This is a genomic window from Sporosarcina sp. HYO08 (assembly GCF_001563475.1).
GTDB lineage: Bacteria > Bacillota > Bacilli > Bacillales_A > Planococcaceae > Sporosarcina.
Genome location: NZ_LPUT01000012.1, coordinates 63,328 through 78,796 on the forward strand (window position 1 = coordinate 63,328; position 15,469 = coordinate 78,796).

Annotated in this window: 17 protein-coding genes, 1 pseudogene and 2 riboswitches; of the genes and pseudogenes, 9 read left to right on the top strand and 9 right to left on the bottom strand. The window is 41.3% G+C overall.

Annotation, left to right across the window (positions count from 1 at the left end; genetic code table 11):
- Nucleotides 1-114 precede the first annotated feature (114 nt).
- Together AU377_RS04795 and AU377_RS04800 are read left to right on the top strand one after the other, a co-directional pair.
- Nucleotides 115-1,578, top strand: a complete 1,464-nt coding sequence (locus AU377_RS04795) for a CoA-acylating methylmalonate-semialdehyde dehydrogenase (RefSeq protein WP_067405000.1) — start codon at nucleotides 115-117, stop codon at nucleotides 1,576-1,578.
- Nucleotides 1,579-1,640: 62 nt separating this feature from the next.
- Nucleotides 1,641-2,984: an aspartate aminotransferase family protein gene (locus AU377_RS04800; RefSeq protein WP_067405006.1), complete on the top strand. Its 1,344-nt coding sequence runs from the start codon at nucleotides 1,641-1,643 to the stop codon at nucleotides 2,982-2,984.
- A gap of 54 nt (nucleotides 2,985-3,038) precedes the next feature.
- Here the strand turns inward: AU377_RS04800 and AU377_RS04805 are convergent, their stop codons facing one another.
- Nucleotides 3,039-3,674, bottom strand: coding sequence for a glycerol-3-phosphate acyltransferase (locus AU377_RS04805; RefSeq protein WP_067405009.1), 636 nt, complete (start codon nucleotides 3,672-3,674; stop codon nucleotides 3,039-3,041).
- A gap of 138 nt (nucleotides 3,675-3,812) precedes the next feature.
- Nucleotides 3,813-3,927, top strand: a riboswitch (SAM riboswitch).
- Between the two features lie 238 nt (nucleotides 3,928-4,165).
- Between AU377_RS04805 and AU377_RS04810 the strand changes: the two genes are divergently transcribed.
- Nucleotides 4,166-5,458 (top strand): O-acetylhomoserine aminocarboxypropyltransferase/cysteine synthase family protein, encoded by a 1,293-nt coding sequence (locus AU377_RS04810; RefSeq protein WP_067405012.1) that lies wholly within the window; start codon nucleotides 4,166-4,168, stop codon nucleotides 5,456-5,458.
- A 45-nt stretch (nucleotides 5,459-5,503) separates the two neighbouring features.
- Here AU377_RS04810 and AU377_RS04815 read toward each other — a convergent pair whose 3' ends face one another.
- From AU377_RS04815 to AU377_RS04830, 4 genes and pseudogenes are all read right to left on the bottom strand, one after another.
- Nucleotides 5,504-5,734 carry an excisionase family DNA-binding protein gene (locus AU377_RS04815; RefSeq protein ID WP_067405015.1) on the bottom strand — a complete coding sequence of 77 codons (231 nt, stop codon included), beginning with the start codon at nucleotides 5,732-5,734 and terminating at the stop codon, nucleotides 5,504-5,506.
- A gap of 73 nt (nucleotides 5,735-5,807) precedes the next feature.
- A complete protein-coding gene (locus tag AU377_RS04820; RefSeq protein ID WP_067405018.1) occupies nucleotides 5,808-6,290 on the bottom strand; it encodes a QueT transporter family protein in 483 nt (160 codons plus the stop codon).
- A 6-nt stretch (nucleotides 6,291-6,296) separates the two neighbouring features.
- Nucleotides 6,297-6,341: riboswitch (PreQ1 riboswitch) on the bottom strand.
- Nucleotides 6,342-6,508: 167 nt separating this feature from the next.
- Nucleotides 6,509-6,951: pseudogene (locus AU377_RS04825) on the bottom strand ((2Fe-2S)-binding protein).
- Nucleotides 6,867-7,049, bottom strand: coding sequence for a hypothetical protein (locus AU377_RS04830; protein ID WP_067405021.1), 183 nt, complete (start codon nucleotides 7,047-7,049; stop codon nucleotides 6,867-6,869). Before AU377_RS04830 ends, AU377_RS04825 begins: the two are co-directional and overlap by 85 nt.
- A 209-nt stretch (nucleotides 7,050-7,258) precedes the next feature.
- On the opposite strand from AU377_RS04830, the gene AU377_RS04835 reads away from it, so the two are divergent.
- The 6 genes from AU377_RS04835 to AU377_RS04860 all read left to right on the top strand — a co-directional run bounded on the left by AU377_RS04835 (nucleotide 7,259) and on the right by AU377_RS04860 (nucleotide 12,099).
- Nucleotides 7,259-7,948, top strand: a complete 690-nt coding sequence (locus AU377_RS04835) for a response regulator transcription factor (protein WP_067406037.1) — start codon at nucleotides 7,259-7,261, stop codon at nucleotides 7,946-7,948.
- Nucleotides 7,926-8,108 (top strand): hypothetical protein, encoded by a 183-nt coding sequence (locus tag AU377_RS04840; RefSeq protein ID WP_067405024.1) that lies wholly within the window; start codon nucleotides 7,926-7,928, stop codon nucleotides 8,106-8,108. Before AU377_RS04835 ends, AU377_RS04840 begins: the two co-directional genes overlap by 23 nt.
- Nucleotides 8,105-10,330: a histidine kinase dimerization/phospho-acceptor domain-containing protein gene (locus tag AU377_RS04845; RefSeq protein ID WP_067405025.1), complete on the top strand. Its 2,226-nt coding sequence runs from the start codon at nucleotides 8,105-8,107 to the stop codon at nucleotides 10,328-10,330. The genes AU377_RS04840 and AU377_RS04845 overlap by 4 nt, the downstream gene beginning before the upstream one ends.
- Before the next feature lie 178 nt (nucleotides 10,331-10,508).
- On the top strand, nucleotides 10,509-11,210 hold the full coding sequence (locus AU377_RS04850) for a 1-acyl-sn-glycerol-3-phosphate acyltransferase (RefSeq protein ID WP_067405029.1): 702 nt from the start codon (nucleotides 10,509-10,511) through the stop codon (nucleotides 11,208-11,210).
- Nucleotides 11,211-11,306: 96 nt separating this feature from the next.
- The gene (locus tag AU377_RS04855; RefSeq protein ID WP_067405030.1) at nucleotides 11,307-11,606 is read left to right on the top strand and encodes a hypothetical protein; all 300 of its coding nucleotides are present in this window, start codon (nucleotides 11,307-11,309) and stop codon (nucleotides 11,604-11,606) included.
- A 160-nt stretch (nucleotides 11,607-11,766) separates the two neighbouring features.
- Complete coding sequence (locus AU377_RS04860; protein WP_067405033.1) at nucleotides 11,767-12,099, top strand: hypothetical protein; 333 nt, start codon at nucleotides 11,767-11,769, stop codon at nucleotides 12,097-12,099.
- A 147-nt stretch (nucleotides 12,100-12,246) separates the two neighbouring features.
- Here the strand turns inward: AU377_RS04860 and AU377_RS04865 are convergent, their stop codons facing one another.
- The 4 genes from AU377_RS04865 to AU377_RS04880 form a co-directional block, all read right to left on the bottom strand.
- Entirely contained in the window at nucleotides 12,247-12,879 is a 633-nt protein-coding gene (locus AU377_RS04865; protein ID WP_067405036.1) for a response regulator transcription factor, read from the bottom strand.
- A complete protein-coding gene (locus AU377_RS04870; protein WP_067405039.1) occupies nucleotides 12,872-13,900 on the bottom strand; it encodes a sensor histidine kinase in 1,029 nt (342 codons plus the stop codon). The genes AU377_RS04865 and AU377_RS04870 overlap by 8 nt, the downstream gene beginning before the upstream one ends.
- Entirely contained in the window at nucleotides 13,897-14,598 is a 702-nt protein-coding gene (gene liaF, locus AU377_RS04875) for a cell wall-active antibiotics response protein LiaF (RefSeq protein ID WP_067405042.1), read from the bottom strand. Before liaF ends, AU377_RS04870 begins: the two co-directional genes overlap by 4 nt.
- A gap of 228 nt (nucleotides 14,599-14,826) precedes the next feature.
- Nucleotides 14,827-15,465: a PspA/IM30 family protein gene (locus AU377_RS04880; RefSeq protein ID WP_067405045.1), complete on the bottom strand. Its 639-nt coding sequence runs from the start codon at nucleotides 15,463-15,465 to the stop codon at nucleotides 14,827-14,829.
- Nucleotides 15,466-15,469 lie beyond the last annotated feature (4 nt).

Consider the following 15,469-nt stretch of genomic DNA (forward strand, 5'->3'; position numbering starts at 1 on the left):
TGAATGATTTGACAATATGTAAAATGAAAACTTTTCAGATTACTTGTATTATATATTATGAAATGGAAAGAAGATAGCGTCAGTAATAAGTTAATGAGACCAGGGGGAGAAGAAATGACACAAATCGCAGTTGAAAAGAAAACGCTTTCGAATTTTATCAATGGACAGTGGGTAAAATCGACGACAGATAAATATGAAAAGGTGCCGAACCCGGCAACAGGAGAAATTTTAGCTGAAGTACCTGTTTCAACGAAAGAAGATTTAGCGCAGGCTGTTGCAGCTGCGAAAGAGGCTTTTAAAACGTGGAAAAAGGTTCCAGTTCCACAGCGTTCTCGTATTCTTTTTAAATACCAACAGCTTCTTGTGGAAAATTGGGATGAGCTTGCAAAACTAATTACCATAGAAAACGGTAAAAACTACAATGAGGCGTACGGGGAAGTGTTACGCGGTATTGAGTGTGTGGAGTTTGCGGCGGGATCACCAACTTTAATGATGGGGTATCAGCTTCCGGACATTGCCACGAATGTTGAATCAGGTATGTATCGTTATCCACTTGGCGTTGTTGGGGGAATTACACCATTTAACTTCCCGATGATGGTTCCTTGCTGGATGTTCCCACTTGCGATTGCAAGCGGAAATACATTCATCCTAAAACCGTCAGAGCGTACGCCGCTTCTTGCAAACCGCTTAGCAGAATTATTGAAAGAAGCAGGATTGCCAGATGGTGTCTTCAATATTGTTCATGGCGGACATGACATTGTAAATGGGATTTTAGAGCACAAAGATATCCCAGCGATATCGTTTGTCGGATCTCAGCCTGTTGCAGAATATATTTACAAAACAGGTACTTCAAACGGTAAACGTGTTCAGGCACTGGCAGGTGCGAAAAACCACACGATCGTTATGCCAGATGCTGACCTTGACTTAACGGTGACGAACATCATTAACGCTGCATTCGGATCAGCTGGGGAAAGATGTATGGCATGTGCCGTTGTCGTTGCAGTTGGAGATGTTGCGGACGAACTCGTTGAGCGTTTAGTCAATGAGTGCAACAACATGACAATTGGTAACGGGCTTGAAGAGGGCGTCTTCCTCGGACCTGTTATTCGCGAAGCACATAAAGACAAAACATTAGGCTACATCGAGTCAGGTGTTGAAGAAGGTGCGACATTACTCCGTGATGGCCGCAAAGATAGCGCTGTTTCCGGCGAAGGCTATTTTGTTGGACCAACGATTTTCGATCATGTGACACAAGAGATGAAGATTTGGAAAGAAGAGATCTTTGCACCTGTTCTATCGATCGTTCGCGTTGATACGTTGGATGAAGCAATTGAGTTTACAAACGCATCTGACTTTGCAAATGGTGCTTGCTTGTTTACGGACAGTGCAAAAGCAGAGCGTCAATTTAGAGAAGAAATCGATGCAGGTATGCTTGGCGTGAACTTAGGCGTTCCAGCGCCAATGGCATTCTTCCCATTCTCAGGCTATAAGAAATCGTTTTACGGTGATTTACATGCGAATGGCCGTGACGGGATCGAGTTCTATACACGCAAGAAAATGGTAACAAAACGTCACTAATCCAACTAACTCGGGCTCCGCATTTGCGGAGCCTTACGATTAAAAATAAAGGGAGTGTAAAAATGACAACGGCGAAAGAAAAAACAAAATCACGTGATCAAGTGTGGAATCATATTTCTTCCTACAATGAAACAACCCGTCCAATGGTATGGGAAAGTGCGGAAGGTGCCTGGGTGACAGATGAGAACGGCGACCGTTATTTAGATGGCATGTCTGGACTTTGGTCCGTAAATGTAGGATACGGGAGAGAGGAAATCGCAGCAGCCGCTTATGAGCAAATGAAAAAATTGCCTTATGTCCCAATGACACAAAGTCACGGGCCGGCAATCGAGTTGGCAGAAAAGATTAATGAACTCCTTGGCGATGAGTATAAAATCTTCTATTCGAACAGTGGATCGGATGCGAACGAAGTCGCATTTAAAATGGCAAGGCAATATCATCAGCAGAATGGTGAGCCATCACGCTATAAATTTATTTCCCGTTATCGCGGCTATCATGGCAGCTCAATGGGCGCACTCGCAGCAACTGGGCAGGCACTCCGTAAATACAAATACGAACCGCTTGCACCTGGATTTTTACATGTTGCACCGCCAGATAACTATCGTCGTCCGAAGGGTATGTCTGTTGAGGACTACAATATTCAACGCGCACAAGATATTGAAGATAAAATTATTTGGGAGCAAAAAGAAACAATCGCAGCCGTTATTATGGAACCGCTTATTACAGGGGGCGGCATCTTAATTCCGCATCCAGTATACGTTGAAAAAGTACAAGAGATTTGTAAACGCCATGGTGTATTGCTCATTATCGACGAAGTGATTTGTGGATTCGGACGAACTGGAAAAGCATTTGGTCATCAGCAATTTAATATTAAACCGGATATTGTGACGATGGCAAAAGGACTTACAAGCTCTTATTTACCATTGTCAGTGACGGCAGTTCGTAAAGACATCTATGAAAAGTTCAATACCGGCGAAGAAAACAGCCACTTCCGTCATGTTAACACATTTGGGGGGAATCCAGCAGCTTGTGCAGTCGCATTAAAGAACCTCGAAATTATGGAAAGAGAAAATCTTTTTGAACGCTCGGCAGAACTGGGCGCTAGATTAAGGGAAGAGCTAAAGTGCCTGAACGATCATCCGCATGTTGGAGAAATTAGAGGAATCGGTTTCCTTCTGGGAATTGAAGTTGTAGAAGACAAAGAAACACGCGAGCCCGCGACGAATGAGCGCATGGCAAAAATAATCGGTGAATGTAAAGCGAACGGATTGATTGTTGGCCGAAATGGGGACACAGTAGCAGGATTTAATAACGTCTTTGCATTGAGTCCACCGCTTTCTTGCACAGATGAGGATCTTGACTTCATTATTGCAGTTGTGAAGAAAGTGTTTAAGGAAAACGAGTAACAGGAAGATATAAGTAAGCATGGCATCCTTACAAAAAAACTGAGAACGCCATTTCTAGGGGTTCTCAGTTTTCTTTTTAAAGACTGCTGATATGCGTTTTTCTGTTTTGTTTTTCATTCGATGAAAGTTTTCCACGTGCTTCCAGATCGCCATAATGAATAAGAAGGCCGAAATGGCAGTTGGCCAAATCGTCTCCATCCAAACGGTGGAAGCGAAAAGTGTAATGTACAGCATGAGAACGCCGAGGACAATATAATCGGTGGCCAGTGCAACGATGATAAAAAGTGCCAAACCAAGCAGTCCGAAACGCCAGTCCAGTGCAAACAATACACCGATCAAAGTCGCTGTACCTTTACCGCCGTTAAAATTCATGTAGAACGGAAAATTATGTCCAAGAATTGTTGCGGCGCCTCCTAAAAATAATAGGGAGGCAGTAAAGTCAGGTAACAGCCCAGCATTCATAGCAAAATAATGGATGAGTAATACAGCTAATACCCCTTTGGCAATATCAATGAGCGCAACAAGGGCCCCGAATTTTTTCCCAAGTACAATGGTCGCATTGGAGGCACCCGCATTTTTAACACCGGTTTCCTTTAAATTCACTCCAGAAATTTTTTGCGCAACAAATGATCCGTGCACGCATCCAATCATATAACCGAATGCGAGGACACTGATGATCCAAAATTCCATACGTATTCCTCCAATTTAGGTTATGACTATTATAACATCCTAAAACACAAGGTTCAGAAAAATTTTTCAAATATACTCTTGACACTAGGTCGGGATTAAACGTATACTAGCTTACAAGATGGTGAACGAATTGAATAACTCTTATCCAGAGCGGCGGAGGGACTAGGCCCTGCGATGCCCGGCAACCAGTAAGCGACGAGCTTGCAAAGGTGCTACTTCCTACAGACGCGTGAGGCGGTCTGAAAGATAAGAGGAGGACTAAGCGAAAGCAAAACCTCTTCTTAAACGAAGGGGTTTTTTTAATTGATTCAGTAGAATCAATTAAAGCCTCCGGCGGATGTCACAGATTTTGAAAGGAGTTAATTGCGCAAGCGCAATTCAAAATCTGGACGCAATTACGCCGAGGCGTAATTGATTTTATCATAAAACCTCCTGCATCTCCGCAAACAATTCGCATCTAAAATAAATTGAAAGTTTTGGAGGTAATGAAAATGACGAATCTTCAACCTGAAACTCTATTATTACATGGCGGCCAAGAACCAGATCCGGTGACGGGATCTCGTGCTGTTCCAATTCATCGAACAACTTCTTATGTGTTTCGTGATACTGAGCATGCACAAAACTTATTCGCATTGAAAGAAGCCGGCAATATTTACACACGTATTATGAACCCGACAGTTGACGTATTTGAAAAGCGAGTTGCTCTGCTAGAAGGCGGAACAGCGGCATTGGCATTATCTTCTGGAATGGCGGCAATCGCATTTTCTATTTTAAACATTGCGGAGGCTGGCGATGAAATCGTAGCGGCGGGTAATTTGTACGGCGGTACTTATAATTTATTTGCAGTGTCGTTGCCGAAATACGGTATTAACGTAAAATTCGTCGACGCGGAAGACCCAGAAAACTTCCGAGCGGCAATTACTGATAAAACGAAGGCTATTTTTGCTGAAACAATCGGTAACCCTAGCCTCCATGTTCTAGACATTGAAGCAGTTGCGAATATTGCCCATGAAAACGGTATTCCATTATTGATCGACAGTACATTCGCTTCGCCTTATGGCTGTAATCCAATTGAATTTGGAGCAGACGTTGTCATTCATTCCGCAACAAAATGGATTGGCGGTCACGGTACTTCTATTGGCGGAGTAGTTGTTGACGCTGGAAAGTTTGACTGGACACAAGGGAAATTCCCTGGTTTCACGGAGCCGGATGAGACGTATCACGGTCTTCGCTATGGCATCGATGTGCCAAATGCAGCATTTGCAACAAAACTTCGTGTCCAGGGACTGCGTGACTTCGGACCATGCTTAAGCCCGGATAATGCATTTGCATTTTTACAAGGGCTTGAAACACTTCATTTACGTGTAGAAAAGCATAACGAAAACGCACGAAAAGTGGCAGAGTTTTTGAAAGATCATCCATCCGTTGAATGGGTAACATATACAGGGTTTGAAGATCATCCATCGTATGATCTTGCGAAAAAGTATTTGAAAAACGGTTTTGGTTCAATTGTAAACTTCGGCATCAAAGGCGGACGTGAAGCTGGTCGTAAAGTGATCGACAATGTGAAAATTTGGTCGCATGTGGCAAACGTAGGGGATGCGAAATCGCTTATTATCCACCCGGCTTCCACTACTCATCAGCAGCTTTCAGCAGAAGATTTAAAAGTGTCAGGTGTAACAGAAGAACTAATCAGATTATCAATCGGTCTAGAAGCGCCGGAAGATATTATTGCAGATTTGAAGCAGGCGATTGAGCAAGCAGCGCCAGTTGAAGTAAAATAAAAGAGAAAAAACCGGTTTGGACTTATTCGTCTTAAACCGGTTTTTTTAATCCTCGTCCTTAATATCCCGATCGGGTGGAATGGGCTCGTTTTTCCATTCCTCAATTTGTTGTTTTAGGCGTTCCAGCTGTTCAAAATAAAGTGTAAATTGATCTTTGTTTACAAGAAACTGCTCACCATCATGGACGGAGCGAATGCGACCTTCCAAAACATATTTGCGAACTTGTTCAAGAGGCATGCCAAGGTATTCAGCTGCTTCATCAATAGTAATATACATGGTCAAATCCCCTAAAAGAAAGGGGGTGTCCTAGAAGTGCCAGGCTCTTCGCTTTAGAACAACCCCTCAAATGTTAGATCATCTTTTCAAATTTCAATTTCTCGTTCAACTTGAGCATAATCGGAATACCGACTGCCATCACAACAAATTCACCAACGGCGACTGTCAACCATGTGAAAAGAAATGGTAACTCAAGCGCAAGGTTTAATTCGAAAGCGATGATGAACATCGTAAATGTGAAAACGAGCGTATTGAAAATGAGGCGTTTCAAATGACCCGCTATAAATTTACGCGAAAAAATCGTAATGGACAACGCTAAAATAGATTGCCCGACACCGAAAAACAAGTCATACAAGCCAAGTGGCGAGAATAAGTTCGTGACAAATACCCCAAGCACAATTCCAAAGAAGAATTTCTTATTAAAGACGACAAGATGATTGAACATCTCTGAAACACGGAATTGGATATTGGTGAATCCAAACGGGGCCACCAACATCGAAACAGCGACATACAAAGCAGCGATAATACCGCTGGTTGCCATCGTTTTTATTTTCATATTCACTTCTCCTTAGTTTTTTATCGTGGGATGGTTTCGAACCACGTTGTGCGATGCGCACAAAGAAGAATTTTAAACGATGGAGTGGGGGAATGTCAATGGAAGAAAAGAGGAAATATGATAAATCGCAGTAGTTGAAAAGTTAAAATACATAGGAAAAGTGAACATAAGATGCCGAGTCCCTAAATTGTCTGTGTACTCGGCACCTTTTCTTTTTCTTAATGGAATTGTTGCAACGTTACTTTCACCGCTTCTTCAATTTCCTTGTAGCCCGTACAGCGGCATATATTAGATTCCAGCCAGTCCTTAACTAGAAGATTATTGGCGTCTTGATGCTTTTGAATCATCGCATGACAATTCATGATGAAAACGGGCGTGCAATACCCGCATTGAAAAGCAAATTTTTCAATGAATTGCTTCTGAATTGGGACATTATAAAGCCCTTCAATAGTCGTCACTTGATGATTTTGTGCTTCGATGGCAAGCATAATGCAAGATTTCATCGGTTCACCGTCAATGATGATCGTAATGCCCCGCAATCCCCATTGAGACAGCCGGATTTGGTACCCGTTAATCCTAATTTTTCACGCAATACATATAGAAGCGTATCTGTATTTCGAACGTGAAGCGCGCGATCTTCTCCATTAAATTCACATGCAATCGATCAGTAGAGGAGAAATCAGCCGTATATTTCGCTGCTCCAGTCACTTTTTCATATGCATCCTTCCGCTCAATACTCTTACCGATAATCCAACTCATGACAAGGTTCACCCCTATAGTTCATCATCCTCACCATTATTGTCCTCTGTAGAAAAAAGTAATCATTGACGAAGGGGATTGAATGAATAGGAAGGCTTTTTATGATTGAAGTATAAGATCTTAAGAATTTCTTCAGAATTACCGTCGATGAATGTTAAGATTCACGCATTACAATTGGTATCATAGAGGAAAGAAGTGAGGTGCGGGCGATGATGAATTTTACGGTTCTGATAGCAGATGATGATCAGGACATCCGAAACGGTATCGAAATTTATTTAAAAAATGAAGGCTATCAAGTGTTGAAAGCTTCGGATGGAAAAGAAGCGCTGACGCTATTGGAAGAGAATGATGTCCATCTGCTCATTCTTGACATTATGATGCCGAATATGGATGGCATTACGGCAACATTTAAAATTCGCGAGGCGCGTAATATTCCAATTATCATGTTAAGTGCAAAAGCGGAGGATTCTGATAAAATTCATGGCTTGTCTGTCGGGGCAGACGATTACGTCACGAAACCATTTCATCCGATGGAGTTAATGGCACGTGTGAAATCCCAGCTGCGCCGTTATGTACAGCTTGGAACTTATGATGGCCAGAAGAAAATTGAAGTGGATGGACTTGTGCTTGATGAGGAAGCAAAGGAAATTACAGTGGACGGCGACCCTGTCAAGCTAACGCCGATTGAATATAAAATTACTGAACTACTGATGAAAAATGCAGGACGTGTTTTTTCGATCAATGAAATTTATGAACGTGTGTGGAATGAAGAAGCGTACAATGCCGAAAATATTGTCGCGGTTCATATCCGTAAAATTCGAGAGAAAATCGAGGCGGATCCAAAAAATCCAAGATATGTAAAGGTGGTATGGGGCATTGGTTACAAAATCGAGAAATGATTGGACGACTGTCTGGTCAATCGTAGCGATTGTCATTGCGCTCATTAGTCTAGCTTACGGATTGCCCTCTATTATAGAGATGATTGGAAACGGCATGGAGCGTTCCAGCCAAACAATTGCTTACGTTGCACGTCTAATGAAGGGAAGTTTATCGATATGAAGCACAGTAATAAAAAGTCTGGATTCCTCATTTGGCTGTTTTTAATGGCGATTGTATTAGTTGCATTGTTTTCGGTGCAATATGGCTCACAATTTTCCCGTGGAAGTTTCACTGAACAGGAAGATTTTCAGATGCAGATGGCTGATTTTTACGAACAGCTCGGTAAAGTGGTATTAAATCCAATTGATATCGAAGCGGAGAAGGACCAAATTCCGGTATTAAATGGGGAAATAGAAGAGCATCGAAATCAGTATGGAACACTTTCTGAACAGATTCAAAACATTAATGAACAGTACAAAGACCGCATTGCCGAAGCGGAAGCAGAGAAAAATGAGATTGTAAAAACTGCTTTAGTTCAGGAGCGCGATACGAAAATCGATGATATACGGAAAAACTTTGAAGACGATGCACATGTTGAAGCAAAAATTCGAGCAGAAAAGCTACAGCATTTGAAGCAATATATACAGCAAAGACAACATGACTTTAACAATCTGCTGGAGTTTCCAGTGGCGTACGAATTAATGGATATTAAAACGGGACAAACATTCACAAAAGGGAATGTAAAAGAAAATTCCGGGTACCAAGTGACTTTTGATAAGGAAAATGGCTTCCTCGTGGCAAACCAATATAGCCGCTCCGATTTGTATGATATTTCTAATGAATACGGTGTAGATCATAACGCGGCGATTGATTCTACCTTGGGAAATTATCTTGGATCGGATCTAAACACGTCCAAGCGCTTTAAAGGAGCCGTAATAATTCCTGCCAGTGCTTTCGAATCAGGTTGGCTTGGCAGACAAGTCGACAGTTTCAATCGTACGAAATACGGGATGATTGCGTTGTGGGCAGCCGGTATATTGGCCGCAATTGCCCTATTTACTTTTTCACGATTTCAAAAAGAGTGGGTTATAAATAGCTCATACGCAGATCGTTATATGCGCTTGAAAATTGATGTAAAAGTGGCGTTATTATTTTTATCAATACTGATTACGGGAATCATTTTAGAAACGATACAGCATGATTTTCATGGATATTTTTCCTCTAACAGTATCGAAAGCTTATTCTCTTTAGTCTTTACTTTTGCTTTGTTAGTAGTGTTCCTTTGGGGAATGGTTTTCCAAGTACTATTATTCGTAAAACGTTTGAAAGCAACGGGTGCGCTTGAACAAGACATAAAAGAAAGTTTGACCGTCAAATTTTTCAAAATATGGCGCGATATGTTTTTAAACCGAAAAGTTGGTACGTTCATGTTCATTCTGCTCATCGGATTTTTCCTTGCAGGCATTGGGTTTGTTGTTAGTGTGATGGTACCCGGGCTATTGCTTATTTACGTTCCGCTTGTATTGTTTGTTGGTCTGCCATTTTTATTTATGTTTGTTAGTCAAGCCGCCTATTTAAATCGAATCATGGCTTCGACAAAAGCAATGGCAGAAGGACGATTGAATGAAGAGATTTCGGCTAGAGGCAGATCCCCGCTTGCAGACCATGCTAGAAATTTAAATAATCTTCGTGAAGGTGTTCGCGTTTCAATGACCGAACAGGCGAAAAGTGAGCGAATGAAAACAGAGCTGATTACGAATGTGAGCCATGATTTAAGGACACCGTTAACTTCTATTATTACGTATACAGATTTACTGAAAAATGAAGAGCTGACGGCGGAAGAACGTGCAAAATATGTTGATGTTTTGGATAAAAAATCGCAGCGTTTAAAAACATTGATTGAAGATTTATTTGAAGTGTCCAAAATGGCGAGCGGCAATTTAGAGTTGCATAAGCAGCGCGTAGATCTTACTCAATTGCTACAGCAAGCACTTGCGGAACATGAAGAAGATATTTCAACTTCAGGCATCGATTTTCGTGTAGGCTTGCCAGATAATGGGCTAATCGCATATGTAGACGGTCAAAAATGGTGGCGTGTATTGGATAACCTCATCGTCAATGCCATTAAATACACACTACCTGGAACCCGGGTTTATATGACGCTTCGAAAAGTTGGTAACAGCGCCGAGTTTGTCGTGAAAAATGTCACAAAATACGAACTTGGTGAAAATACAGATGAATTGTTTGAGCGTTTTAAAAGAGGCGACGCATCCCGTCACACAGATGGTTCCGGACTCGGTCTTGCAATTGCGCAATCGATTGTCGATTTGCATAACGGCCAGTTAAAAATTGATGTTGACGGTGATTTATTCAAAGTAACGGTCACGGTACCCGCACTATAAAGCGAAAGCTGTACATGTCCTAAGTAAGGATGATGTACAGTTTTTTTGCATTCAACTTCAAAAGTATTCCGGGTAATATGACCTAATTACGGTCAACAAGTGACATTTGTAACTTACCTTATTTGTTTTGTTTTTTATAATTGCAGTAGATTAAATATGATCGAGAAGAGGAAAATCTATGCGCACGCTAGTATTTCAAGGCTATATGTGGGGTTATATTTTAAGTAAAGCAAATAAAACATTTACGATCAATAAATTAAATAAGACAGGTAAGAGCAAAGAAAAATTGGAACTAATGGATAAAATTATACTAAAATGTACCAAAAATTTAATTAAAATCTCGGGTGCTGACTTAATTGTAACAGGAACAGAGAACATACCTTTAGATGAACCTGTATTATATGTCGCCAACCATCAAGGGAATATGGATATTCCCATTTTATATTCAACGGCTCCTCAAACGATGGCTTTTGTTGCGAAAAAAGAAATGGAGAAAATTCCGTTGTTGGGCTTTTGGATGAAAGAACGAGGATGCGTGTTTATCGATCGAGATAATGCGCGCAGTTCCCTAAAGTCTATTAACCAAGCGATAGAAAGTTTGAAATCAGGACATTCCATCGCAATTTTTCCGGAAGGAACTAGAAGTAAAGGTCCTCAGATTGGAGATTTTAAATCGGGTAGTTTACGAATTGCGATTAAGTCAGGGGTTAAAGTGATTCCTGTAACCATTAAGGATTCTTACAAATTGATCAGTGAGAAAGGCAGGAATACACCAGCACAAGTATCTGTCCATTACTCTGACCCTATCGATTCAAGAGAATTTAAAGATACAAACGAACTAGCCACAGCAGTTCTAGCACAAATTAATAAATATTTATAAGATGAGAAGTAGACAGTGGGGACTAGGATATAGAAAGCGATGAATGGGAATACTTTTCATGTAGCAGTGAAAAATTGCAATTGAAAGGAGAAAATCATGAATCAAAATTACCCCAACAAAGCTGATCATGAACCGAATACCGACAAACATTTAAAGAACAACGCATACGAGTATGAGTTACCCTTGGCAGATCCCTCCGAATCCAATGAAACGGAAACATTTCGTCAAAACGAATCAACGACAGCCGGCGAAAATGAACCGTCCGCATTCGATGCCAATAAGGACTTGGGGCCCCATACCGAGCTAAGCTCCACTTCTCGAATTCTATCGGCAAGTGAAAAAAATGAATTAAATCTATTTGTCGAAGAATCCCATCACGAGTGGAATGAATTGTAGGACACAAAATATACGAAATTTCTCAAAGAAATGGGTTTGAAAGTTCTTCCCTGAGGGAATAGAATAGAAAGTAACCTTGGTCTTTGGTGTTATACATGAAAGATAAGGTACTTTTCTATTGCTATTTAGCATAGAAATACTAAACAAAGGGGGGCTTTTAATGTCTATTCTTAATGGAAACTATCCAAACAAACAAGATTTTGAACAGAAATTCTTGCATCCAACAAAAGGAATTGTTCGGACTGTCGAGTTGCCGTTGTCTGATCCATCTACTTCAAGTTGGACAAATATGAGGAATTCAAACAAATTCCGCGAAATGAAGCCATCCGCCTTTAATTTAAACAAGGTCGGCTTATACACGACGCTGAAGCCGCTGGATCAAGGTAAAAGACGTTCACGTCAAAATGATGTTGAAGAGCGGACGTTTAACCAACAAGCGCACGACAAATGGAATGCACATAAAATGAAAAGGTCGTTTGAAAATGATGCGTGACGATTCATCAGTACCACCCGAACCTAAAAGCAGCTAGTCAGTAATTGGTCATGTCCGATTCAGTGACTAGCTGCTTTTGTTTTGTATGGAATGGGATCAAACAGGCGGGGGCGAGAGGATTTCTGTAAACCTAGGATATGCAGAGTCCTATTCTACAAGTCCTTGCTTAAACGCATAAATAACAGCTTGCGTTCGATCTTGTACTTCTAATTTTGACAGTATATTACTTACATGTGTTTTGACTGTCTTTAGTGCGATAAATAGTTCATCCGCAATTTCCTGGTTCGTTTTTCCTTTTGCGAGGAGGAGAAGAACCTCATACTCGCGCTCTGTCAAATCATGATGCGGTAATTGATCTGCACCCGATCGCATTTTTTGCATCATTTTCGTTGTCACTTCGGGTTCCAAAACCGTTTGGCCCTTCAATGTTTCCCGAATCGCTTCGGCAATTCGTTTCGCATTAGACGTTTTAAGTATGTAACTTAATGCGCCGGCTTCAAGCGCAGGATATACTTTATCATCATCTAAAAAGCTCGTGACAACCATAATTTTTGCCTCAGGCCACTCTTCGATGATAGCGGCGGTTGCTTCCGCGCCGTTCATTTCCGGCATAACCATATCCATCAATATAATGTCCGGACGTAACGATAACGCTTTTTCAACAGCTTCTTTCCCATTCACAGCCTCCCCGATGACTTCCATATCAGGTTGGATTTGTAAGTAGGCAGATACGCCGATTCTGACCATTTCGTGATCATCCGCTAATAGTACTTTAATCATTCACTTCATCACCTTTCCGCGCAGGCAGTTTTACTTCAACAATCGTTCCTTGTGAGGGAACAGAAACAATTTTGCACGTTCCGCCAATTTCAATGGCGCGTTCTTTTACATTTTGTAAGCCGTACGATCCGCTTTTACCTTCCGTATCATCAAAACCAATTCCGTTATCTTGAACCCGGAAAATTGCCAGTCCATCCCGTTCTACAAATAATACGTCAACTTCCGTTGCTTGGGCGTGACGAAGCGTATTTGAAAAGGTTTCTTGCGCAATGCGGAATAAATGATCTTCCGCACCTTTTGATAAATTCACTTCTTCCAAGCGGAATCGAATGGTGAAATAAACTTTTTCGCGTAATTCAAGCAAAAGTTCTTCCAACCCTTCGGCAAGTGACTTGTTATTTAACGCCGCGGGGCGCAAATGGAGGAGTAGGGCACGCATTTCTAGCTGGGCTTGTTGCACCATACGTTCCACTTGTTGTAATGGCTTTTGTAAATTTTCCTCGCTTCCACTTTCAGTAATTGCAGATAACAGCATCGATGCTGCAAATAATTGTTGGGAAACGGAATCATGCAGTTCGCGTGCGAGTCGCTGGCGTTCCTGAATAATTTGTTCTTGGATCATTTTATCTTGCGCTTCCGCACGTTCATCCGTGATTCGTTGCAAGCTTTTTCGCTGTGTTTGAATGAGAGTGGAGACGGAGTCAATCGTTCGGTTCATCCGCTTCGTAAATTTATTGGGTGAATGGGAAGTTCTTTCTGTATCTATTAATCCGATGAGTCGATCTTCCATCGCTTTTTCTTTCTGGCGACTGATGGAATGCGTCCATACGGCGATGCCACAAGCAAAAAGAAAGATCGTATTCAAAATCCACCAGCCGAGTGGAACGTTCGCAAATTGTAATTCGTAAAAAGCGAACCAACTTTCTCGTAATGGTAAATCTAATAGAAAGTAAATATAAATGGCGACAACCCCTGTGAAAAGGAAGGTTAAAACAATGCTGCGTCCTATGATTGCCTTCATTTTCTTATCACCTCAACATCTCCAGCCCATGTGGCAAGTGTAATAATGATTTCGGGGGAGTCGTCCGATTTACTTTCATAACTATCTTTCATATGGAGTGTTTCATTGATGAGACGTTTCCGATGTTTGTCAAACAGGTTAACCTCGCCGAATAGCGTTGTGTAATGGATGCGTACAGGAATTTCGTAAGGTACATCGATTTTGATCTTTCCAATTCCTTGTCGAATAGAAATGAGAGAAGTGCCCTTCGGTAATACTGTATCCGTCACATCAATATGAATATCACCAAAAAACCCTTGAATGTGAAGATCCTCCCATTCGTAGGATGAAAAAGGCGAGGACTGAACAGAAAATAATTTGTTTTTCCAAATACCATTCGGTGTTTCCCTCTTCACATCATGAAGCGGCCGCATGATTTCCGACGCTGGAACGCCTTTCCAAAGTTTCAGAAGGACAGTTGCCAGTAGTATAAATATGAGTAAACGTAAACTCCAAAGCGTTAACAATGCCATAACGATAAAAAAGGCACCTAGTATAAACATCCATTTCGAACGCTTTTGCGTGCCGAAATAGAGAAGTCCGATGCCAAAAAGGACGAACACAATATTCCCATTATGGAAAAAAGCGGATTCCACAAAAACGAGCAAGAGGAAAGCGACTACCCAAAATGTCATTTTTTTCGTTTCAATCCGATTCATCTCGATGTTCTCCCTTCTTGATGCCGGCGCAATTATTACAATTTAGAAGTGAAAAATAGGTAATTAGAATTTCTTCAGCCTGATTGAAAACGCTTGTCAGCCTAGGCGCGAAGTCGAGCGAAGACGCGAATAGAACTTAAGTTCATGAGCGGACGAGCGAGACGAGCAACGACGGATGCGAGCGTTTGTCAACAGGCTGAAAGGAAGGCGACTGCCTTCCTTCATAGTTTACACAATTTCTACATTTTTTGTGGATGTTTTTTCTAATGCGTCCAAACGACGTTCCATGGATGATGTTTCGTACTGGCGCTCCACTTTTACACTTAGGTTTTCGATGTAATTTTTCATTTCCCCAAATGAAGCAAGCTTATTTTCAACAGCCTCGGGAGAAATGACTTGTTCCATCCGACGATGGGCACGCGTAACATTTTCTTTCCCCATCAATTGCAACTGACGAATTTTCATATCTTTTACTTTATGCTTCATTTCTTCAAATTTACGTTCTAAAGAGATAAGCTCAGCGGCAGTTTCGGCAATACTTGTGGATAACTCTGCAACACGCATTTCATAAGCAGCAACTTCATCACGCGCAAATGCGGCTAGATCTTCTTCACCAGCTGTTTCTGCAAGTGTTAGCTGACTCCTGCGCTTATCTGCCATTTTTTCTGCTTCTTTTAATTCTTTTTCCATCTCTTGCTTAAGCTTTCCTTGGCGTTCCAATAGGTTGCCCACTGAATTCGTCTGTTTCTCAGCTTCACGAAGATATTGATTTAGCATAGCGATTGGATTTTTGTTCTCTTTTTTATCGAAAAACGTGTGTAGATCTGCTTGAAGTGAATATTTAAATCTGTTCCAAAGTGAGTTCATATTT